Source organism: Pantoea rodasii (genome assembly GCF_002095465.1).
Lineage (GTDB): Bacteria > Pseudomonadota > Gammaproteobacteria > Enterobacterales > Enterobacteriaceae > Pantoea > Pantoea rodasii.
Genome location: NZ_MLFP01000007.1, coordinates 190,848 through 212,250 on the forward strand (window position 1 = coordinate 190,848; position 21,403 = coordinate 212,250).

At 53.6% G+C, this 21,403-nt stretch carries 19 protein-coding genes and 2 pseudogenes; 13 read left to right on the plus strand and 8 right to left on the minus strand.

What is annotated here, in order from left to right; all coding sequences use genetic code 11:
- The 11 genes and pseudogenes from lpxD to HA45_RS12115 all read left to right on the plus strand — a co-directional run bounded on the left by lpxD (position 1) and on the right by HA45_RS12115 (position 13,715).
- Positions 1 to 1,026: a UDP-3-O-(3-hydroxymyristoyl)glucosamine N-acyltransferase gene (gene lpxD / locus HA45_RS12065; RefSeq protein WP_100704657.1), complete on the plus strand. Its 1,026-nt coding sequence runs from the start codon at positions 1 to 3 to the stop codon at positions 1,024 to 1,026.
- Between the two features lie 193 nt (positions 1,027 to 1,219).
- On the plus strand, positions 1,220 to 1,675 hold the full coding sequence (gene fabZ, locus HA45_RS12070; protein ID WP_013507953.1) for a 3-hydroxyacyl-ACP dehydratase FabZ: 456 nt from the start codon (positions 1,220 to 1,222) through the stop codon (positions 1,673 to 1,675).
- A 3-nt stretch (positions 1,676 to 1,678) separates the two neighbouring features.
- Complete coding sequence (lpxA, locus tag HA45_RS12075; RefSeq protein ID WP_100704658.1) at positions 1,679 to 2,467, plus strand: acyl-ACP--UDP-N-acetylglucosamine O-acyltransferase; 789 nt, start codon at positions 1,679 to 1,681, stop codon at positions 2,465 to 2,467.
- Positions 2,468 to 2,470: 3 nt separating this feature from the next.
- Complete coding sequence (gene lpxB / locus HA45_RS12080; protein ID WP_100704659.1) at positions 2,471 to 3,619, plus strand: lipid-A-disaccharide synthase; 1,149 nt, start codon at positions 2,471 to 2,473, stop codon at positions 3,617 to 3,619.
- A pseudogene (rnhB, locus tag HA45_RS12085) lies at positions 3,612 to 4,237 on the plus strand (ribonuclease HII). Before lpxB ends, rnhB begins: the two are co-directional and overlap by 8 nt.
- 31 nt (positions 4,238 to 4,268) lie before the next feature.
- Positions 4,269 to 7,751: a DNA polymerase III subunit alpha gene (dnaE, locus tag HA45_RS12090; RefSeq protein ID WP_100704661.1), complete on the plus strand. Its 3,483-nt coding sequence runs from the start codon at positions 4,269 to 4,271 to the stop codon at positions 7,749 to 7,751.
- Positions 7,752 to 7,763: 12 nt separating this feature from the next.
- Positions 7,764 to 8,723: an acetyl-CoA carboxylase carboxyl transferase subunit alpha gene (accA, locus tag HA45_RS12095; protein ID WP_100704662.1), complete on the plus strand. Its 960-nt coding sequence runs from the start codon at positions 7,764 to 7,766 to the stop codon at positions 8,721 to 8,723.
- Between the two features lie 701 nt (positions 8,724 to 9,424).
- Positions 9,425 to 11,575: a lysine decarboxylase LdcC gene (locus HA45_RS12100; RefSeq protein WP_100704663.1), complete on the plus strand. Its 2,151-nt coding sequence runs from the start codon at positions 9,425 to 9,427 to the stop codon at positions 11,573 to 11,575.
- A 72-nt stretch (positions 11,576 to 11,647) separates the two neighbouring features.
- Entirely contained in the window at positions 11,648 to 12,037 is a 390-nt protein-coding gene (locus HA45_RS12105) for a VOC family protein (RefSeq protein ID WP_100704664.1), read from the plus strand.
- A 53-nt stretch (positions 12,038 to 12,090) separates the two neighbouring features.
- Complete coding sequence (tilS, locus tag HA45_RS12110; RefSeq protein WP_100704665.1) at positions 12,091 to 13,392, plus strand: tRNA lysidine(34) synthetase TilS; 1,302 nt, start codon at positions 12,091 to 12,093, stop codon at positions 13,390 to 13,392.
- A gap of 14 nt (positions 13,393 to 13,406) precedes the next feature.
- Entirely contained in the window at positions 13,407 to 13,715 is a 309-nt protein-coding gene (locus HA45_RS12115; RefSeq protein ID WP_034829444.1) for a c-type cytochrome, read from the plus strand.
- Between the two features lie 40 nt (positions 13,716 to 13,755).
- Here HA45_RS12115 and rof read toward each other — a convergent pair whose 3' ends face one another.
- Together rof and HA45_RS12125 are read right to left on the minus strand one after the other, a co-directional pair.
- Positions 13,756 to 14,019: a Rho-binding antiterminator gene (gene rof / locus HA45_RS12120; RefSeq protein WP_100704666.1), complete on the minus strand. Its 264-nt coding sequence runs from the start codon at positions 14,017 to 14,019 to the stop codon at positions 13,756 to 13,758.
- Positions 14,006 to 14,206, minus strand: a complete 201-nt coding sequence (locus HA45_RS12125; protein ID WP_100704667.1) for a YaeP family protein — start codon at positions 14,204 to 14,206, stop codon at positions 14,006 to 14,008. The genes rof and HA45_RS12125 overlap by 14 nt, the downstream gene beginning before the upstream one ends.
- A gap of 216 nt (positions 14,207 to 14,422) precedes the next feature.
- Between HA45_RS12125 and arfB the strand changes: the two are divergent.
- Positions 14,423 to 14,832 (plus strand): annotated as a pseudogene (arfB, locus tag HA45_RS12130) (alternative ribosome rescue aminoacyl-tRNA hydrolase ArfB).
- 30 nt (positions 14,833 to 14,862) lie between these two features.
- On the opposite strand, the gene proS reads toward arfB, so the two are convergent.
- The 6 genes from proS to metN form a co-directional block, all read right to left on the minus strand.
- Positions 14,863 to 16,581, minus strand: coding sequence for a proline--tRNA ligase (gene proS / locus HA45_RS12135; RefSeq protein WP_100704669.1), 1,719 nt, complete (start codon positions 16,579 to 16,581; stop codon positions 14,863 to 14,865).
- Positions 16,582 to 16,671: 90 nt separating this feature from the next.
- A complete protein-coding gene (gene tsaA, locus HA45_RS12140; protein WP_100704670.1) occupies positions 16,672 to 17,379 on the minus strand; it encodes a tRNA (N6-threonylcarbamoyladenosine(37)-N6)-methyltransferase TrmO in 708 nt (235 codons plus the stop codon).
- Complete coding sequence (gene rcsF, locus HA45_RS12145) at positions 17,376 to 17,777, minus strand: Rcs stress response system protein RcsF (RefSeq protein ID WP_100704671.1); 402 nt, start codon at positions 17,775 to 17,777, stop codon at positions 17,376 to 17,378. The genes tsaA and rcsF overlap by 4 nt, the downstream gene beginning before the upstream one ends.
- 115 nt (positions 17,778 to 17,892) lie before the next feature.
- Complete coding sequence (locus HA45_RS12150; protein ID WP_100704672.1) at positions 17,893 to 18,708, minus strand: MetQ/NlpA family lipoprotein; 816 nt, start codon at positions 18,706 to 18,708, stop codon at positions 17,893 to 17,895.
- 37 nt (positions 18,709 to 18,745) lie between these two features.
- Positions 18,746 to 19,399, minus strand: a complete 654-nt coding sequence (locus tag HA45_RS12155; protein WP_100704673.1) for a methionine ABC transporter permease MetI — start codon at positions 19,397 to 19,399, stop codon at positions 18,746 to 18,748.
- Positions 19,392 to 20,423 (minus strand): methionine ABC transporter ATP-binding protein MetN, encoded by a 1,032-nt coding sequence (gene metN / locus HA45_RS12160; protein WP_100704674.1) that lies wholly within the window; start codon positions 20,421 to 20,423, stop codon positions 19,392 to 19,394. Before metN ends, HA45_RS12155 begins: the two co-directional genes overlap by 8 nt.
- 188 nt (positions 20,424 to 20,611) lie before the next feature.
- Between metN and gmhB the strand changes: the two genes are divergently transcribed.
- On the plus strand, positions 20,612 to 21,172 hold the full coding sequence (gene gmhB, locus HA45_RS12165) for a D-glycero-beta-D-manno-heptose 1,7-bisphosphate 7-phosphatase (RefSeq protein ID WP_100704675.1): 561 nt from the start codon (positions 20,612 to 20,614) through the stop codon (positions 21,170 to 21,172).
- Positions 21,173 to 21,403: the final 231 nt, after the last annotated feature.

A 21,403-nucleotide genomic window follows, 5' to 3' on the forward strand; every position in this document is an offset into this window, starting at 1 on the left:
ATGTCATCAATTCGACTGGCTGATTTAGCCCAGCAGTTGGATGCAGAATTGCACGGAGATGGCGATATCGTCATCTCCGGCATTGCTTCTATGCAATCCGCCACCACTGGTCAAATCACTTTTCTTGCAAACAGCCGCTACCGCGAGCAGCTCGCACTTATCCAGGCATCAGCCGTGGTGCTGACGGAAGCGGATCTGGAGTGGTGTAAAACCGCTGCCCTGGTGGTGAAAAATCCTTACCTAACCTATGCCCGTATGGCACAACTGCTGGACACAACGCCGCAGCCCGCGCAAAATATCGCGCCCAGTGCGGTGATCGATCCGACAGCGACGCTGGGTAAGAATGTTTCGGTGGGTGCGAATGCGGTGATCGAGTCTGGCGTTGAGCTGGGTGACGACGTCGTGATTGGCGCCGGATGTTTTGTCGGTAAGCGGACGCGAATCGGCCGTGGCTCACGTTTGTGGGCTAACGTTACGATTTACCATGAAATCGAGATGGGTCAGGATTGTCTGATTCAGTCCGGTACTGTGATCGGTGCTGATGGTTTCGGGTATGCTAACGACCGTGGTAATTGGGTGAAAATTCCACAGCTGGGTACCGTTGTGATTGGTGATCGAGTCGAAATCGGTGCTTGTACCACCATCGATCGCGGTGCACTTGATAACACTCTGATCGGCAATGGTGTTATCATAGACAACCAGTGTCAGATTGCGCATAACGTTGTGATTGGTGATAACACGGCCGTTGCTGGCGGTGTGATCATGGCGGGTAGTCTGAAGATTGGACGTTATTGTATGATTGGCGGCGCCAGTGTCATTAACGGCCATATGGAAATCTGTGACAAAGTGACCGTAACGGGCATGGGCATGGTAATGCGCCCCATCACAGAACCTGGGGTTTACTCATCGGGTATCCCACTGCAACCCAACAAAACCTGGCGTAAAACGGCAGCGCTGGTGATGAATATCGATGAAATAAGCAAACGCTTAAAAGCCATCGAACGTAAGGTCGGCAAAGACGACTAAACGCATCCCACGCTACCCGCTTTCATAATAAAGCAGCGTACCGTCGTCCTCTTCGGTTTACCCCGAGCAAGGCAGAAGGTATCTCAAGAAAGCGCGACGCCACCGAACTGATTTGCGGCCTGCGGAGGATCATTTTGATCTGTGCAGGCCGTGTTATTATTGCCATCGAATTTTTTAGGACAGGAAGAGTATTTTGACAACTGAAACGCATACTCTGAAAATCGAAGAGATTTTAGAACTGCTGCCGCACCGCTATCCATTCTTGCTGGTTGACCGCGTGCTGGAATTTGAAGAGCATAAATATCTGCGTGCGGTGAAGAACGTTTCTGTTAATGAACCGTTTTTCCAGGGACATTTCCCTGGTAAGCCGATTTTCCCAGGCGTTCTGATTCTGGAAGCAATGGCGCAGGCAACCGGTATTCTGGCGTTTAAAAGCGTTGGTAAACTGGAACCCGGCGAGCTGTATTACTTCGCCGGTATCGACGAAGCCCGCTTCAAGCGTCCGGTGGTACCGGGCGATCAGATGATCATGGAAGTGACCTTCGAGAAAACTCGTCGTGGTCTGACGCGCTTCAAAGGCGTGGCAACCGTAGACGGCAAGATTGTCTGTGAAGCGACCATGATGTGTGCCCGTAGCCGGGAGGCATAATTAGTGATTGATTCAACCGCCAATATTCACTCCAGTTCCGTTATTGAAGAGGGTGCCGTCATCGGCGCCAATGTTCACATCGGCCCGTTCTGCTTTGTCGGCGCTAACGTGGAAATTGGTGAAGGTACGGTGCTTAAATCGCACGTGGTGGTGAACGGCCATACGCGCATCGGTAAAGATAATCAGATCTATCAGTTTGCTTCGATTGGTGAAGTGAATCAGGACCTGAAATATGCCGGTGAACCGACCCGTGTTGAAATCGGCGATCGTAACCGCATCCGCGAAAGTGTCACTATTCACCGTGGCACCATGCAGGGTGGCAACCTCACCAAAATCGGCAGTGATAACCTGCTGATGGTTAATGCGCATATCGCGCATGACTGCGTGATTGGTAACCGCTGCATCTTCGCCAACAATGCCACACTGGGCGGCCATGTCACCGTGGATGATTTCGCAATCATCGGCGGTATGACGGCAGTACACCAGTGGTGCACCATTGGCGCACATGTGATGGTTGGCGGTTGTTCAGGCGTCGCTCAAGATGTGCCACCGTACGTTATCGCGCAGGGCAACCACGCGACACCGTTCGGTATCAACATCGAAGGCCTGAAGCGTCGCGGTTTCAGCAAAGAAGCTCTGCATGCGATTCGTAATGCGTACAAGCTGCTCTATCGCAGCGGAAAAACGCTGGATGAAGTGAAGCCAGAGATTGAAGAGCTGGCCAGGCAACATAGCGAAGTGCAGCCTTTCTACGACTTCTTTGCTCGTTCAACTCGTGGATTGATTCGTTAATCCATGTCAGTGCGTCCCTTAACGATTGCCCTGGTCGCCGGAGAAACCTCCGGCGATATTCTAGGTGCAGGTCTTATCCGTGCGTTGAAAGCGCGTCATCCTGATGCCCGTTTTGTGGGTGTTGCGGGACCGTTGATGCAGGCCGAAGGTTGTGAAGCCTGGTATGAGATGGAAGAGCTGGCGGTGATGGGCATTGTTGAAGTGCTTGGCCGCCTGCGTCGTTTGTTGAAAATTCGCAAGGATTTGACGCAACGCTTTACCCAACTCAAACCGGATGTCTTTGTCGGTATTGATGCACCTGATTTCAATATCACGCTGGAAGGCAGCCTGAAGCGCGCGGGCATTCGCACCATCCATTACGTCAGCCCGTCCGTTTGGGCGTGGCGGCAAAAACGCGTATTCAAAATTGGCCGCAACACCAATCTGGTATTGGCGTTCCTGCCGTTTGAAAAGGCGTTTTACGATCGCTACAACGTGCCGTGTCGCTTTATTGGCCATACCATGGCAGACGGCATGCCACTGCAGCCGGATAAATCAGCGGCGCGCCGTGAACTGGGCATCGCTGACGAAGCGATTTGTTTGGGTTTGTTGCCAGGCAGCCGTGGTGCGGAAGTGGAAATGCTCAGCGCCGATTTCCTGCGCGCGGCGCAGCTGCTGCGTCAGCGTTATCCCACGCTGGAAATTGTCGTGCCGCTGGTAAATGCCAAACGTCGCGAGCAGTTCGAACAGATTAAAGCAGAGGTTGCACCAGAGCTACCAATGCACCTGCTTGATGGCAAAGGTCGTCAGGCCATGATTGCCAGTGATGCCGCGATTCTTGCCTCCGGCACCGCTGCGCTGGAATGTATGTTAGCGAAGTGTCCGATGGTCGTCGGTTACCGCATGAAGCCGTTTACCTTCTGGCTGGCGAAACGTCTGGTGAAAACACCGTATGTTTCGCTGCCTAATCTGCTGGCAGGCCGTGAATTGGTGAAAGAGCTGCTGCAGGATGAGTGTCAGCCAGAGGCGCTGGCAGCCGCATTAGAACCCTTGCTGCATGCAGGGGCTGAGCGCGATGCCCTGCTGAGCACCTTCACCGAATTGCACCAACAGATCCGCTGGAATGCCGATGAGCAAGCCGCGGATGCCGTACTGGAGATTGCCAATGGCTGAGTTTATCTACCCTCACGCACACCGCATCGCGGGCGTGACGAAGTCGGACGCGGTCCGCTGGTGGGCGCGGTGGTTACGGCAGCCGTCATCCTCGATCCGGCCAATCCTATCGTTGGGCTGGCTGACTCGAAGAAGCTTTCTGAGAAGCGTCGTCTGGCGTTGTATGATGAAATCAAAGAGAAAGCGTTGGCCTGGAGCCTTGGCCGTGCGGAGCCTGAAGAGATCGATCAGCTCAACATTTTGCACGCGACGATGCTGGCGATGCAGCGCGCGGTGGCAGGTTTGCCGATTGTTCCTGATTTTGTATTGATTGACGGTAACCGATGCCCGGCGTTGCCGATGCCGTCGCAGGCGGTGGTCAAAGGCGATAGTCTGGTGCAAGAGATCAGTGCGGCCTCGATCATTGCTAAAGTAACGCGTGACCGTGAAATGGCTGAATTAGATCTGCTGTTCCCGCAATATGGCTTTGCTCAGCACAAGGGCTATCCAACCGCGTTGCATATGGAAAAACTGACGCAGTTTGGCGCCACGCCGCATCATCGTCGCAGCTTTGCGCCGGTGCGTAATGCCCTGATTGATGCTGATGTGCTGGCCGCGCGTCAGCCGACTACGCTTTAATAGCCTGACGCTGTTTTAACCGGAAACTGATATGGCTGAACCTCGTTTTATACATCTGCGCGTCCATAGCGATTACTCCATGGTGGATGGCCTGGCGAAAACCAAGCCGTTGATCAAGAAAGCGGCTGCACTTGGCATGCCGGCGATCGCGATTACCGATTACATCAACCTGTGTGGATTGGTGCGATTTTACGGCAGCGCGCACGATGCAGGTGTAAAGCCAATCATTGGGGCCGACTTCCACGTTGCCAGTGAGTTGATGGGCGATGAGCTGACACAGATCACGGTGCTCGCCGCTAATAATATCGGTTATCAAAATCTCACCCTGTTGATTTCACGGGCTTATCAGCGCGGCTACGGCTTTGCCGGTCCCATTATCGATCGTGACTGGCTGGTGGAACTGGGCGAGGGCACTATTTTGCTCTCCGGTGGACGCAAGGGCGACGTGGGGCGCAGTTTGCTGCGCGGCAACAACGCGCTGGTGTCGCAGTGCCTCAGTTTCTATCAGGAACACTTCCCCAATCGTTATTATCTAGAGCTGACGCGTACCGGGCGCGCAGATGAAGAGTCTTACCTGCATGCCGCCGTGGAGTTAGCGATTGCCGAAGGTGTGCCGGTGGTGGCCACCAATGAAGTCTGCTTCCTCAATGAAGAAGATTTCGATGCGCATGAAATCCGCGTGGCGATTCATGATGGCTTCACGCTGGACGATCCTAAACGTCCACGTCACTACAGCCCTCAGCAATATATGCGCAGCGAAGAGGAGATGTGCGAGCTGTTCTCGGACATCCCGGAAGCGCTGGAAAACAGCGTAGAGATTGCTAAGCGTTGTAACGTCACGGTGCGCCTTGGCGAGTACTTCCTGCCGCAGTTCCCCACCGGCGAGATGACGACCGAAGATTTCCTCGTGATGAAGTCTCGCGAAGGACTGGAAGATCGCCTGACGTTCCTGTTCCCGGATGACAAGGTACGTGCGGAGAAACGCCCAGAATATGATGAACGTCTTGAGATTGAACTCAACGTTATCAATCAGATGGGATTCCCTGGCTACTTCCTGATCGTGATGGAGTTTATCCAGTGGTCGAAGGATAACGGTATTCCGGTTGGCCCGGGTCGTGGTTCCGGCGCCGGTTCATTAGTGGCGTATGCGCTAAAAATTACCGATCTGGATCCGCTGGAATTTGACCTGCTGTTCGAACGTTTCCTTAACCCGGAACGTGTCTCGATGCCCGACTTCGACGTCGATTTCTGCATGGAGAAGCGCGATCAGGTTATCGATCACGTTGCTGAAATGTACGGACGCGAAGCGGTTTCGCAGATCATTACCTTCGGCACCATGGCGGCGAAAGCGGTAATCCGTGATGTCGGCCGCGTGCTCGGTCATCCGTATGGTTTTGTCGATCGTATCTCTAAGCTGATCCCGCCCGATCCTGGCATGACGCTGGAAAAGGCCTTCGAAGCCGAACCGCAGCTGCCGGAAATCTACGAGGCGGATGAAGAGGTCAAAGCGCTGATCGATATGGCGCGGAAGCTGGAAGGTGTCACGCGTAACGCCGGTAAACATGCTGGTGGTGTGGTGATCGCGCCGACCAAAATCACCGATTTCGCCCCGCTCTACTGCGACGAAAACGGTCAGTTCCCGGTGACTCAGTTTGATAAGAATGATGTGGAATACGCTGGGCTGGTGAAGTTTGACTTCCTCGGCCTGCGTACGCTGACCATTATCGACTGGGCGCTGAAAATGATTAACCCACGCCGCGCGAAGGAAGGGTTAGAACCGATCGATATTGCCGCCATCCCGCTGCAAGATAAAAAAAGCTTCGACATGCTGCAACGCTCGGAAACCACGGCGGTGTTCCAGCTTGAATCGCGCGGCATGAAAGATTTGATCAAACGTCTGAAGCCTGACTGCTTCGAAGATATGATCGCTCTGGTGGCGTTGTTCCGTCCGGGACCGCTGCAATCGGGCATGGTAGATAACTTCATTGACCGTAAGCACGGTCGTGAAGAGATTTCCTATCCGGACATTCAGTGGCAGCACGAAACCCTGAAGCCGGTGCTCGAACCGACCTACGGCATCATCCTGTATCAGGAACAGGTGATGCAGATCGCCCAGGTGCTGTCAGGTTACACCCTTGGCGGTGCAGATATGCTGCGCCGTGCGATGGGTAAGAAGAAGCCAGAAGAGATGGCCAAGCAGCGTTCGGTGTTCCAGGACGGTGCAGAAAGTATGGGCATCAATGGCGAACTCTCGATGAAGATCTTCGATCTGGTAGAGAAGTTTGCCGGTTATGGCTTCAACAAGTCGCACTCCGCTGCATACGCGCTGGTGTCGTACCAAACGCTGTGGCTAAAGGCGCACTATCCTGCTGAATTTATGGCGGCGGTGATGACCGCGGACATGGATAACACCGAGAAAGTGGTCGGGCTGGTGGATGAGTGCTGGCGCATGGGACTGAAAGTGCTGCCGCCAGATATCAACTCCGGCTTGTATCCCTTCCACGTCAATGATGAAGGTGAGATCGTTTACGGCATCGGCGCCATCAAAGGCGTGGGTGAGGGACCCATCGAGGCGATCATTGAAGCGCGTAACGAAGGCGGCTACTTCAAAGAGTTGTTTGATCTCTGCGCGCGTACCGACACCAAAAAGATCAACCGCCGTGTGATGGAAAAGCTGATCATGTCGGGCGCGTTCGATCGTCTCGGCCCGCATCGCGCCGCGCTGATGAGTGCACTCAGCGATGCACTGAAAGCCGCGGATCAGCATGCGAAGGCGGAAGCCACCGGACAGGCGGATATGTTTGGCGTGTTGGCCGAAGAGCCAGAGCAGGTGGAGAAGTCCTACACCAATATCACGCCGTGGCCGGAACAGATTCAACTGGATGGCGAGCGCGAGACGCTCGGGCTCTATTTGACAGGCCATCCGATCAATCAGTATCTGAAAGAAATTGAGCGCTACGTTGGTGGCATGCGTCTGAAGGACATGCACCCAACGGATCGTGGTAAAGTAACCGTCGCGGCAGGGCTGGTGATCGCCGCCCGCGTGATGGTCACCAAGCGCGGCAACCGAATTGGTATTTGTACTATTGACGATCGTTCCGGTCGTCTGGAAGTGATGTTATTTACCGATGCGTTAGATAAATACCAGCATTTGCTGGAGAAGGACCGTATCCTGATCGTCAGTGGACAGGTCAGCTTTGATGACTTTAGCGGTGGCCTTAAAATGACCGCCAGAGAAGTTATGGACATCGACGAAGCGCGGGAAAAATACGCGCGCGGACTTGCTATCTCGCTGACGGACAGGCAAATTGATGACCAGCTTTTAAACCGTCTCCGCCAGTCTCTGGAGCCTCATCGTTCTGGGACCATTCCGGTGCATCTCTACTATCAGAGAGCCGATGCGCGGGCGAAGCTGCGCTTTGGTGCAGCGTGGCGTATTTCGCCCAGCGATCGTTTACTCAACGATTTGCGGTCGTTAGTAGGATCGGAGCAGGTGGAACTGGAGTTTGACTAAAACAGGAACATTATGAGTCTTAATTACCTGGATTTTGAACAGCCAATCGCAGAACTGGAAGCGAAAATCGACTCGCTGAAGTCAATTGGCCGTTCGGATGAAAAACACGATATTAATCTGGATGAGGAAGTGCAGCGTCTGCGCGAAAAAAGCGTTGAGCTGACCCGTAAAATCTTCTCAGATTTAGGTGCCTGGCAGGTCGCGCAGCTTGCGCGTCATCCGCTGCGCCCTTACACGCTGGACTATGTCCGCAACGCGTTTGATGATTTCGATGAGTTGGCAGGCGACCGTGCTTATGCCGACGACAAAGCGATTGTCGGCGGCATTGCCCGTCTTGATGGTCGCCCGGTGATGATCATTGGTCATCAGAAAGGTCGTGAAACCAAAGAGAAAATCCGTCGTAACTTCGGTATGCCAGCACCAGAAGGCTACCGTAAAGCGTTACGTCTGATGGAAATGGCTGAACGCTTCAAAATGCCATTGATCACCTTCATCGACACCCCGGGCGCCTATCCGGGCGTGGGCGCAGAAGAGCGCGGTCAGTCTGAAGCCATCGCACGTAACCTGCGTGAAATGTCTGGTCTCAAGATTCCGGTGATCTGTACCGTAATCGGTGAGGGCGGATCCGGTGGTGCGCTGGCGATTGGCGTGGGCGATAAAGTGAACATGTTGCAGTACAGCACCTACTCGGTCATTTCTCCGGAAGGCTGTGCGTCAATCCTGTGGAAGAGCGCCGATAAAGCGCCACTGGCTGCCGAAGCGATGGGCATCACTGCCGATCGCCTGAAAGAGCTGAAGCTGATTGACTCGATCATTCCAGAGCCATTGGGTGGTGCGCATCGTCATCCGTTGGATATCGCGGCAAGCTTGAAAAAGCAACTGCTGGCGGATTTGGCCGATCTCGACGTGCTGAGCACTGAAGAGCTGCTCGACCGTCGCTACCAGCGTCTGATGAGCTACGGCTACGCGTAAGCAAGCCGGTGCATGAAGAGAAGCGGACTCCGGTCCGCTTTTTTTATGCCCGCTGATTACCGAGTGAGATCGTTCAGACTGCTATGAGTTGGGCAGCAAAGACAATTTAATCCGCCAGAAAAGACCTGTTTAAAGAGCAAGGTGTCCATTCAATCATGAACTCACCTTAATATTGAGTGAGAGCTGGCTGACGGCTGCGATCAGGGCAGCAATAACAATCTAACCGGCCAGAAAAGGCCTGTTTAAAGAGCAAGGTGTCCATTCAATCAAGAACTTACCTGAATATTGAGTGAGAGCTGGCTGACGGCTGCGATCAGGGCAGCAAAGACAATTTAATCCGCCAGAAAAGACCTGTTTAAAGAGCAAGGTGTCCATTCAATCAAGAACTTACCTGAATATTGAGTGAGAGCTGGCTAACGGCCGCGAACGGGGCAGCAATAACAATCTAACCGGCCAGAAAAGGGCAGCCCGAAGAGCAAAGCGTTCGGGCCACGGATGGCCCGGTCGATCTGCATGGATGCGTTATTCCTTTGCGATCGGGCTGCCCTTTTCTGGCCTTGGCACCCAATTCACAGCGATCCCCCCTAAACAGCAGCCTCTCTCAGCCATACGTCCCACAGCAACAACACCGCATTCCAGAACATTCACCTCTCACTTTTCGCTATCCTTATTCAGTGCCATAACACCACAGGAGGTGAGCATTGAATATTATCGCGATCATGGGACCGCACGGCGCGTTCTACAAAGATGAACCGATTCGTGAACTGGACGCAGCCCTCAAGCTGCAAGGTTTCCAGACCGTTTATCCCAACAATGCCAGCGACCTGCTTAAACTGATTGAACACAACCCGCGCATCTGCGGCGTGGTTTTTGACTGGGACGATTACAGCCTTGCGCTGTGCAGTGACATCAATCAGCTCAACGAATATCTGCCGCTGTATGCCTTCATCAACACCCATTCGCAGATGGACGTCAGCATCAATGAAATGCGCATGGCACTGCAATTCTTTGAATACGCGCTCAACGCGGCTGACGACATCGCATTGCACATTCGCCAGTACACCGATGAGTACATCGATAAAATCATGCCGCCGCTCACCAAGGCGCTGTTTACCTATGTGAAAGAGGGTAAATACACCTTCTGCACGCCGGGGCATATGGGTGGTACTGCCTTCCAGAAAAGCCCGGTGGGCAGCCTGTTCTATGATTTCTTTGGTGCGAACACCCTAAAGGCGGATGTCTCTATCTCCGTTACTGAACTCGGTTCGCTACTTGACCACACTGGCCCGCATCTCGAAGCAGAAGAGTACATTGCGCGGACTTTCGGCGCTGAACAGAGCTATATGGTGACCAACGGCACCTCAACGTCGAACAAAATTGTCGGGATGTACGCCGCACCAGCGGGTAGCACGGTATTGATTGACCGTAACTGCCATAAATCACTCACCCATCTGCTGATGATGAGCGACATCATTCCGATCTGGCTCAAACCGACACGCAACGCGCTCGGTATTTTGGGTGGGATCCCGCAGCGGGAGTTCACGCGCGACAGCATTCAGCACAAGGTCAATGAGACACCGCGCGCCAGTTGGCCGGTGCACGCGGTGATCACCAACTCCACCTACGATGGTCTGCTGTATAACACGAAGTACATCAAAGAGACGCTGGATGTGCCGTCGATTCATTTCGATTCGGCTTGGGTGCCGTACACCAACTTCCATCCGATCTACAGCGGCAAAAGTGGCATGAGCGGGGAGCGGATTCCCGGCAAAGTGATTTATGAAACGCAGTCGACGCACAAATTGCTGGCGGCGTTCTCTCAGGCCTCGCTGATTCATATCAAAGGTGATTACGACCACGACACCTTTAATGAAGCCTACATGATGCACACCACCACATCGCCGAGTTACGCGATTGTCTCCTCGATTGAAACGGCGGCGGCGATGCTGCGCGGTAATCCGGGCAAACGACTGATCAATCGCTCAGTCGAGCGTGCCCTGCATTTTCGCCGTGAAATTCAACGGCTGCGTGAAGAGTGTGATGGCTGGTTCTTTGATATCTGGCAGCCGGAGCAGATCGACGAAGCCGAGTGCTGGCCGATCCAACCCGGCGAAGAGGATTGGCACGGATTTACCCAGGCTGACCGTGATCACATGTACCTCGATCCAATCAAAGTGACCATCCTGACGCCCGGCATGAGTGAATTAGGTAAAATGGCAGAGGAGGGGATTCCAGCGGCGCTGGTGGCGAAGTTCCTCGATCAGCGCGGTGTGGTGGTTGAGAAAACCGGGCCGTACAACCTGTTGTTCCTGTTCAGCATCGGTATCGATAAAACCAAAGCCATGAGCGTGCTGCGTGGGCTGACTGAATTCAAACGCGCCTACGATCTCAATTTGCGTGTCAAAAATATGCTGCCGGATCTCTATGCCGAAGATCCCGACTTCTATCGCAATATGCGCATTCAGACGTTGGCGCAGGGCATTCATAACTTGATCCGGCAACACGATCTTCCGCGGCTGATGCTCAAGGCTTTCGACGTATTGCCAGAATCAAAAATGACGCCGCATCAGGCCTTCCAGCGTCAGGTGCAGGGACAGGTGGAAACCGTGGATATCCGCGAATTAGTGGGTCGCGTTTCCGCCAACATGATTCTGCCTTATCCGCCAGGCGTGCCGCTGGTGATGCCGGGAGAGATGATCACCGAGGAAAGCCGCTCCGTGCTCGACTTTCTGTTAATGCTTTGCACCATTGGGCGGCACTATCCCGGCTTCGAAACCGATATCCATGGCGCAACGCTCACTGATGATGGTCGTTATCTGGTGCGCGTGCTGCGTGAAGAGAACAGCCATTAACTTCGGATAATTGCCGCTGTTCAGCACAGCCCCGAGCACGTAGGCTTAGCGGCTGATTCTATAGGAGCCGCTATGCTGCAGATAAAACAGATCCACCACATTGCTATTATTGCCACCGACTATCAGCGCAGTAAGGCGTTTTACTGTGACGTGTTAGGTTTTGAATTGCTCGGCGAGTATTACCGCGCCGAGCGTGATTCGTGGAAAGGGGATCTCGGACTGAACGGGGTTTACACCATCGAACTGTTCTCGTTCCCCTCGCCACCGCCACGCGTCAGCGGGCCGGAAGCCTGCGGTCTGCGCCATCTGGCGTTCTGTGTTGAAAATGTCGAGCAGTCGATTGCGGCACTGGCTGAGAAGGGCGTAGTGTGTGAACCGATTCGTATTGATGCCTTAACCGGCAAGGCGTGCACTTTCTTCCCGGATCCAGACGGTTTGCCGCTGGAGCTGTATCAGGCGTAAACTAGCGTCCGCGCGGGCTGCAATCAGGCGGCTCGCTCTGATGGAACGCGCTCATGTCTTTTTCCCATCTTGCTTCGTTACTGACACCCGACGCCCGCTGTGTGCTGGCGTTCAGTGGCGGACTGGATTCCAGCGTATTGCTGCATCAACTGGTCAGCTGGCAACGTCAACTGCCGCAGCTGCGCGTGCGCGCGTTGCACGTCCATCATGGATTAAGTCCGAATGCGGATAGCTGGGCGTCACATTGTCTGCAAACCTGCCAGCAGTGGCAGATTCCCTGCGAGGTGCTGCGCGTGCAGGTGGATGGCCATGCTAAAGGTATTGAGGCTGCCGCGCGTGAGGCGCGCTATCAGGCGTTGTTTCAACAGCTGCAACCCGGTGAGCACTTACTTACTGCGCAGCACCTCGACGATCAGTGTGAAACGCTGTTGTTGGCACTGAAACGGGGTAGCGGGCCGGCGGGGCTGGCGGCAATGCCAATACAGCGTCAGGTGGGGGAATATTCGCACTTGCGCCCGTTACTGGGTCTCAGTCGCCAGCAACTCGAAGCCTATGCGGCCGAATACCGCTTACGCTGGATTGAGGATGAAAGTAACGCTGACAGCCGCTACGACCGTAACTTTTTGCGGCAGCAGATTTTACCGTTACTGCAGGCGCGTTGGCCGCATTTCAGCGCAGCCAGTGCACGCAGTGCCGCATTGTGCGGTGAGCAGGAGCAACTGCTGGATGAATTACTGGCAGAACAGTTGGCCCAGCTCACGGATGAACAAGGCGCACTGCACTTCCCGCCATTACTGGGGATGAGCGAAGCGCGACGGCATGCGTTATTGCGTCGTTGGATCGCACAACAGGGTGGCGCGATGCCTTCGCGGGAAGCATTGAAACGTATCACCGATGAAGTGATGCAAAGCCGCGAAGATGCGAATCCCAGCCTGATCTTCGCTGCCTGCACCCTGCGGCGTTATCGGCAGCAACTGTTTTGGCTTAAGCCACAGCCATCACTGAGTCAGCACTCGCTAACCTGGCATGACCGTAAACAACTGCTGCGGTTGCCCGATGATTTGGGCACGTTACAGGCAAACCCGGCGATTGCCACCCTGCGCCAACCCACCGAGGACGAATCGATCAACGTCTGTTTCCAGGCCAGCGGCTATCATTATCTGCTGGGTCGTGCCGGAGGCCGGGAGATGAAAAAATTGTGGCAGGAGTTAGGTGTGCCACCCTGGCAGCGTGAACGTATTCCTTTGATTTACTACAACCAGACGCTGATCTGCGCACCAGGGCTCTTTATTACCCGCGAGGGTGCGGCCAGTGATGAGCAAGGCTGGCAAGCGCTCTGGTTACAACAACAATAAGATGGAGAGCAATGATGAAACACTGGATGGCGGCAGCTTTGCTGGCCGCGGCGCTGCCGGCTTTTGCCGACGGCGATGTGAATGCAGGCGCGCAAAAAGCGGCAACCTGCCTGGCCTGTCACGGTGCTGAAGGGAAAAGTGCCGTGCCGCTTTATCCTAATCTCGCCGGGCAGCATGCGCCTTATTTGCTGCATTCTTTACAGGCTTACAAAAAAGGTGAGCGCAGCGGTGGTCAGGCGGAAGTGATGAAAGCGTTTGTGGCAGGATTGAGCGATCAGGATATGGAAGATTTATCGGCGTATTACAGTTCGCTGAAGCCGTAAACGAGGAGGGCGGGAGAGTATTCCCGCCCAGATGTGGCAGCTATTCGTCTTCGCTAACGATGACGGTGCCCAGCTCGGGATGACTGAAGCTGGCGATGTGATCAAGCCGCAACTCTCGGGTTTCGCCAGAGAGGTCAACGGTCAGATACTCCACGTTTTTGCGCGAGACCATGTCCACGGCTTTCGCTTTAAGCTGATCGCCGCTTTTTAATTCCAAAGACAGCGTCCAGTGTTTGGTGCAGGCGAGTTCGAGGCTATCGTAGTCATCGCAGTTGATGGGTTTGTAGGCTTCATTCGTCAACATAGTCGCTCACCAATAAGTTTGCAGCAGCATAGGCTGCTTGTTCCCTGACAGAAGAGTTTAGCGCAGAATTAGCGGCAATATCGTTGAGTGCGTTTAGCGCGCAACCTATCGCGTCTGGCACATACCCCAGGTCGCCACTTCCAATTTGGGCATACTTCTGGCGAACTAACTCACAATACTTTTGCACATACACCTCCTCAGCAGAGCTTAAATACCCTGGTTGATAAGCGACTATATCACAGGATTTTCGTGGAAATCAGCATGGTGAAGCGTGGATGCTGACAAAGAAAAGTGTAAAAGTGACATACAGCGCTGGTCTTAAGGGTTAAGACGGCGCACAAAAGGTTAAGTTGATGAACAGGTTATTACGCGACACAACGTCGTACCTAACGGCAGGTGACAGATGATAGTGCTGTCTCGATCGGTCTCTCTTGCTGATAATGAAGTCGAGCTTAGTGCCATCCGCGCTCAGGGCGCGGGCGGCCAGCATGTGAATAAAACATCCACCGCTATCCATTTGCGTTTTGATATCCGCGCTTCCTCGTTGCCGCCGTTCTACAAGGAGCGCCTGCTGGCAGCAAGCCACCATTGATCACGGCAGAAGGTGTTGTGATTATTAAGTCGCAGGAGTATCGCAGTCAGGAAATGAATCGTGAGGCGGCCCTGCAGCGGCTCATCAATCTGATTCGTGAGTTGACCACGGTGGAGAAGGCGCGGCGGGCAACTCGACCCACGCGTGCTTCGAAAGAACGACGGCTGGAGGGGAAATCGCGGCGCGGAAATGTGAAAGCGATGCGGGGTAAAGTGCAATGAAAAACGCCTCCAGCTGGAGGCGTTTTAGTGTTACTTGTTTAGCGCTTTTGCCAGGAAGTCGACAATGTCGTGCTGCTTGATCATCTGCTTCTCGCTGGATGAACGTGATTTGTACTCGATTTCCTGGTTATCGAGATTACGGTCACCGATAACGATGGTATGAGGTACGCCAATCAGTTCCATATCAGCGAACATCACGCCTGGACGCTCTTTGCGATCATCCAGAATCACATCGATGCCTTTAGCACGTAGTTGGCTATACAGCTCTTCAGCCAGCTCTTTCACGCGGAAAGATTTCTGCATGTTCATTGGCAGAATCGCCACTTCGAACGGTGCCAACGCCGCTGGCCAGATAATGCCGCGTTCGTCATGGTTCTGCTCGATGGCAGCGGCCACTACGCGAGTGATACCGATACCGTAGCAACCCATGGTCATCACCTGGTTACGACCTTCTTCGCCCTGAACAGCGGCTTTCATCGCTTCCGAGTATTTGGTGCCTAACTGGAAGATGTGACCGACTTCGATACCGCGTTTGATCTGCAGTGTGCCTTTGCCATCCGGGCTTGGATCACCTTCAACCACGTTACGGATATCTTCCACGCGTGCTTCTGGCAGATCGCGTAGCCAGTTGATACCGGCGAAGTGCTGGCCATCAATGTTAGCGCCAGCAGAGAAGTCACTCATTTTGGCAACGGTGCGGTCAGCAATGACTGGAATGCTCAGGCCAACCGGGCCGATTGAACCAAAGCCAGCGCCTACCACGGCACGAATGGCTTCTTCGCTGCCCATTTCCAATGGAGAGGCCACGATATCAAGATGCTCAGCTTTGACTTCGTTAAGCTCATGATCGCCGCGAACCAGTAAAGCAACCAGCGCGTGGCCGCTCTCTTCTGTGGCTTTCACAATCAAAGTCTTAACGGTTTTCTCGATTGGGATCTGATGTTGCTCAACTAGCTCAGCAATCGTTCTGGCATTTGGCGTGGCAAACTGCGTCATGTCCTGCGTTGCCGCTGGACGGTCGCCCGCTGGCGCCAGTGCTTCCGCTTTTTCAATGTTGGCAGCGTAATCCGATTCGCTGGAGAAGATCACATCATCTTCACCGCTCTGCGCCAATACCTGGAATTCGTGCGATGCGCTACCACCGATTGAGCCGGTGTCCGCTTGTACGGCACGGAAGTCCAGCCCCATACGGCTGAAGCTCTGGCTGTAAGCGCGATACATCGCATCGTAGGTTTCCTGCAGCGATTCCTGAGTGGTGTGGAACGAGTAAGCATCTTTCATGATGAACTCACGCGAACGCATCACACCGAAGCGCGGACGCACTTCATCGCGGAATTTGGTCTGGATCTGGTACAGATTCAGCGGCAGCTGTTTGTAAGAACTCAGTTCATTACGGATCAGATCGGTGACCACTTCTTCATGGGTTGGACCCAGCACGAAAGGACGCTCGTGGCGATCTTTAATACGCAGCAGTTCCGGGCCGTACTGCTCCCAACGGCCGCTCTCTTCCCACAGATCGGCAGGCTGAACCACCGGCATGGAGATCTCAATCGCGCCCGCGTTATTCATCTCTTCGCGTACGATATTTTCAACTTTTCGCAGCACGCGAACACCGGTCGGCAGCCAGGTATAAAGACCGGAAGCCAGTTTGCGGATCATACCGGCGCGTAGCATCAGCTGGTGGCTGATCACTTCCGCATCGGATGGCGTCTCTTTCAGGGTAGAGAGCAGATATTGAGTAGTACGCATTGATTACGATTCCAGTTGTACGGAAGGACACTGACAAAAATTTTTCTGGCGGCTAGTGTACCAGCGAGATCCATCACTCAAAAGCTTGTTTTAGCGCGGATCGAGGGCGATCACTTCGGTGCCGACCTCATCAATACGCCAGCGCACGTTAAAGTCGAGCAGCCAGGCGGCATACTCGCGATCTTCCGCTTCGCCTTTACGATAAGCTGGGCGGGGATCCTGCGCTAAAACTTCCGCAATAAAGCGTGCCAGCTGAGGATGATTTTTCTGTTGTTGCTGGATTTGGTCCTGCGCCAGGGCAGAGAAGCGCACGGGCATGCTGGCATCCGGTGCGCTTTGGGCAAATCCCGCGCGCGCATCGGGCAGCGCTTCAGCAAAGGGCAAATACGGTTTGATATCGACCACCGGCGTGCCATCCACTAAATCCAGACTGCCGAGCTGCAGAATCACCTGCTGTTTCTCGCAGCGGATGCCTTTTAATTCAACCAGTGACATACCAATCGGATTAGGGCGGAAGGTCGAGCGTGTGGCGAAAACACCCATGCGGGCGTTGCCGCCTAAGCGCGGAGGGCGAACGGTTGGTCGCCAGCCGCCTTCCATGGTTTGATGGAACACGAACAGTAACCAAAGATGACTGAAGGCTTCAAGCCCACGCACCGCTTCCGGCTGATTATAAGGCGGCAGCAGGTGTAACTCACCGCCGCCATCCTGTACCAGGCCGGGCTGACGCGGTACGGCAAACTTCTCTTTCCACGGCGAACGAATCACGCCGATTTGCGCAAAGGCAAAATCACTCATTGATTGGAAACTTTCAGTGCAGAGCCCTGGCAAATGGCCTGGCGATAACAGCCTGGCGTGCTGGTGACGATCTCACACTTGTGCAGCAGTACCGCATTGGCTTTCATGCCGGCTGCTTTGATCTGCAGACGTTTACGCGCGGTATTGATATTTGGCGGTGAATCCTGGCTGCTGCTCTGGCAATCATCGGCGGACACTTCACCCAGATCGCGGAACGGGTTACTTACCAGAGCGGTGGCATCGGTATAAATTTTTACCGGTGCAGGGCGTGGTGCAGGCTTACGTTCAGGTTCGCTGGATGACTGTTGCGGGCGAGAGGGAGCACTGCTTATTGGGTGATATTCACGAACACACCCGGTTAGCATTAATGCTAACAAGCAGAGCGGTAAAAAACGCATGGCAACATCCTCAGTAGTAAAAAGTGGCGTTATTGAAACAAGGACGGGATTAAATAACAAGTCAGCAAAAAGAAAGGGCGGCCGAAGCCGCCCTGGATGGCATCAAAGGCGAAAATTACCAGCCTTTAACTGCACCGCCGTTGAAGATTTTGTTCGCGGCTTCAGAAACTTCATCAGACTGATATGCCTGAACAAATTTCTTCACGTTTTCCGCATCTTTATTATCTTCACGGCTGACGATCAGGTTTACGTAAGGAGAATCTTTGTCTTCAACAAAGATGCCATCTTTCGCTGGGGTCAGGCCGATTTGACTAGCGTAAGTGGTGTTGATCACAGCCAGTGCAATTTGCTGATCGTCGAGTGAACGTGGCAGCTGCGGCGCTTCCAGCTCAACAATCTTCAGGTTTTTCGGGTTCTCAACGATATCCAGTGAGGTTGGCAGCAGGCCCACGCCATCTTTCAATTTGATCAGGCCCACTTTCTGCAGCAGCAGCAGTGAACGACCCAGGTTGGTTGGATCATTAGGGATAGCAACCTGCGCGCCGTTCTGCAGCTCATCAAGTGATTTGATTTTCTTGGAGTAGCCAGCAATCGGGTAAACAAAGGTATTCGCAACGGCAACCAGCTTGTATCCGCGATCTTTGATCTGCTGATCCAGGTAAGGTTTATGCTGGAAGGCGTTGACGTCGATATCGCCTTTGCTCAACGCTTCGTTCGGCAGCACGTAATCGTTGAAGGTCACCAGTTCAACATCCAGACCGTATTTCTCTTTAGCGACCTTAACAGCGGTTTCAGCAACCTGCTGTTCAGCACCGACAATCACACCCACTTTGATGTGGTTTGGATCTTTAGCTTTCTGATCGCATCCTGCCAGCGCAATTGCGCCAATCAGAGCACCCACAGCGGCAATCTTTTTAAATGTGAAAGACATATCCCTTCCTTAATAGAGGACTATTGATGTTGTTTACTTATTTATGGGACACAGCACGCACGATGCGGTCGCCACAGAACTGAATTAAATACACCAGAACGACCAGCAGAATCAGCACGGTATTCATTACAGTAGCGTTATAGCCGATGTAACCATACTGATAGCCAATCTGACCCAGACCGCCTGCGCCCACTGCGCCGCCCATGGCGGAGTAGCCGACCAGGGTAATCAGGGTAATTGTAGCGGCATTCACCAGACCCGGCAGGGCTTCTGGCAGCAGTACTTTGCGTACGATCTGTAGCGGTGTAGCGCCCATCGCACGTGATGCTTCGATTAAACCGGTTGGCAGCTCAAGCAGCGCATTCTCGACCATACGCGCAATAAACGGCGCGGCGCCAACCGTCAGTGGCACGATCGCCGCCTGCAAACCAATGGAGGTGCCGACAATCATGCGCGTGAAGGGAATCATCCAGACCAGTAAGATAATAAAAGGAATCGAACGGAAGATGTTCACCAGCGCGGACAGCACGCGATACAGCGCGCCATTGGCCAGAATCTGCCCTGGTCGGGTGACATAAAGCAGCACGCCAACCGGCAGGCCGAGTACAAAACCGAAGAAGCCGGAGACAAAGGTCATCATCAGCGTTTCCCAGACGCCACGCGTCAGTAACCACAGCATCGCTTCAGACATAACCCAGTACCTCTACTTTCACATGATTTTCTTTCAGCCAGGCAATCGCGGCTTGTGTATCGGTTTCCGTGCCATCCATTTCGGCCAGCATGATGCCGAATTTCACACCACCGGCGTAATCCATTTGTGCACTGATAATGTTGTTGTTGACGTTGAAGCGGCGCGCGGCTTCTGAGAGCAGCGGGGCATCCACCGATTTACCGGTGAACTCCAGGCGCAACAGCGGGACAATTTCAGCCGAGGCTTGCGGCTGCATACGCTGCTGGTAATCGTCTGGGATATCCAGATGCAACGTCGATTGGATAAATTGCTGAGCCAGCGGCGTTTTAGGATGTGAGAACACCTCGCTGACGCTGTCTTTTTCAATCAGCTCGCCATTACTGATAACGGCAACCTGGTCGCAGATGCGTTTCACGACATCCATTTCATGGGTGATCAGGAGAATGGTGATACCGAGGCGACGATTAATATCCTTCAGCAATTCTAAAATAGAACGCGTTGTCGCCGGATCCAGCGCGCTGGTGGCTTCATCGCACAGCAGGATTTTAGGGTTGCTCGCCAGTGCACGCGCAATAGCAACACGCTGTTTTTGACCGCCAGAAAGATTCGCTGGCCAGCTATCGTGCTTATCCGCCAGTCCTACCAAATCCAGCAGCTCGCTTACGCGCTTTTTGATTTCTTCGCGTGACAGGTTACCCAGCTCCAGTGGCAGCGCCACATTGCCTGAAACCGTGCGTGAGTTCATCAAATTGAAGTGCTGGAAGATCATGCCAATTTGACGGCGTGCCAATGTGAGTTTTGAGGAGGAGAGGGCTGTTAAGTCCTGACCATCAACCAACACGCGGCCAGAGGTCGGACGCTCAAGTAAGTTGACGCAGCGGATGAGCGTGCTTTTACCGGCACCGGAAGAACCGATGACGCCATAAATCTGTCCAGCAGGCACATGCAGGCTGACGTTTGACAGCGCCTGGATAGTACTGGAACCCTGCTGGAACACTTTGGTAATGTTTTCGAGTTTAATCATTAGTTTAATAGTTATCGTGTTGCGTTGTCCGTGGTGTATCGGCTTCCACGCGATGGCGCTGCGTGAAATTTGGATGGATGTTAAGGCATCCAGACGGCTAAATCAATCGAAGTCATTCAATCTGCCATTCTCTCTATATATGCAATCATGCGATACTGTGCGGCATTATTTGCAGCAGGAGTTTCTACGTGTCGAACAAAGTCCCCGCTATTTTCCTTGATCGTGATGGCACCCTGAATGTCGATCACGGTTATGTTCACGAAATCGATAATTTTGAATTCATCGACGGCACCATTGAAGCGTTACAGGCGCTGAAGAAGATGGGTTACGCGCTGGTGCTGGTGACGAATCAGTCCGGTATTGCGCGCGGCATGTTTACCGAAGACCAGTTTATGCAGCTTACGGAATGGATGGATTGGTCACTGGCGGATCGTGATGTTGATCTGGATGGCATCTATTTCTGTCCTCATCTGCCCGATGCAACAGTAGAAGAGTATCGCCAGGTGTGTGATTGCCGTAAACCGCAGCCCGGTATGCTGCTCTCTGCGCAGCAGCATCTGAACATCGATATGGCGGCTTCTTATATGGTAGGCGACAAAATAGAAGATATGCAGGCAGCGTTGGCGGCAGGTGTCGGCACTAAAGTGTTAGTTCGCTCTGGTAAGCCGGTCACTGCAGAAGGTGAAAATGCAGCCGATTGGGTGCTTAATAGCCTGTCAGAGCTGCCTGGACGCATTAAAAAGGGCTGAAATAGACCGCTTTGTGCAATTTTCAAGCGAACGAATAAAAACTTGAAAATTGCCCTTGCGCTTCCTCAGAACCTCCCTATAATGCGCCACCACTGAGACGGCAAAGCGGCAACGCAGACGACTCAGCAGGGCGTGAAGAGATTCACCCCGCCGGAGAAAAACGCTGAAAAAAGTGTTTGACTCTGAAGGAGGAAAGCGTAATATACGCCACCTCGCAACAGCAAGCTAACA

Bases quoted from the DNA above. Each gene is read 5' to 3' on its own strand.
- lpxD (WP_100704657.1), top strand. From the start codon at position 1: ATGTCATCAATTCGACTGGCTGATTTAGCCCAGCAGTTGGATGCAGAA.
- lpxB (WP_100704659.1), top strand. From the start codon at position 2,471: ATGTCAGTGCGTCCCTTAACGATTGCCCTGGTCGCCGGAGAAACCTCC.
- dnaE (WP_100704661.1), top strand. From the start codon at position 4,269: ATGGCTGAACCTCGTTTTATACATCTGCGCGTCCATAGCGATTACTCC.
- accA (WP_100704662.1), top strand. From the start codon at position 7,764: ATGAGTCTTAATTACCTGGATTTTGAACAGCCAATCGCAGAACTGGAA.
- HA45_RS12105 (WP_100704664.1), top strand. From the start codon at position 11,648: ATGCTGCAGATAAAACAGATCCACCACATTGCTATTATTGCCACCGAC.
- tilS (WP_100704665.1), top strand. From the start codon at position 12,091: ATGTCTTTTTCCCATCTTGCTTCGTTACTGACACCCGACGCCCGCTGT.
- HA45_RS12115 (WP_034829444.1), top strand. From the start codon at position 13,407: ATGAAACACTGGATGGCGGCAGCTTTGCTGGCCGCGGCGCTGCCGGCT.
- rof (WP_100704666.1), bottom strand. From the start codon at position 14,019: ATGTTGACGAATGAAGCCTACAAACCCATCAACTGCGATGACTACGAT.
- proS (WP_100704669.1), bottom strand. From the start codon at position 16,581: ATGCGTACTACTCAATATCTGCTCTCTACCCTGAAAGAGACGCCATCC.
- tsaA (WP_100704670.1), bottom strand. From the start codon at position 17,379: ATGAGTGATTTTGCCTTTGCGCAAATCGGCGTGATTCGTTCGCCGTGG.
- rcsF (WP_100704671.1), bottom strand. From the start codon at position 17,777: ATGCGTTTTTTACCGCTCTGCTTGTTAGCATTAATGCTAACCGGGTGT.
- HA45_RS12150 (WP_100704672.1), bottom strand. From the start codon at position 18,708: ATGTCTTTCACATTTAAAAAGATTGCCGCTGTGGGTGCTCTGATTGGC.
- HA45_RS12155 (WP_100704673.1), bottom strand. From the start codon at position 19,399: ATGTCTGAAGCGATGCTGTGGTTACTGACGCGTGGCGTCTGGGAAACG.
- metN (WP_100704674.1), bottom strand. From the start codon at position 20,423: ATGATTAAACTCGAAAACATTACCAAAGTGTTCCAGCAGGGTTCCAGT.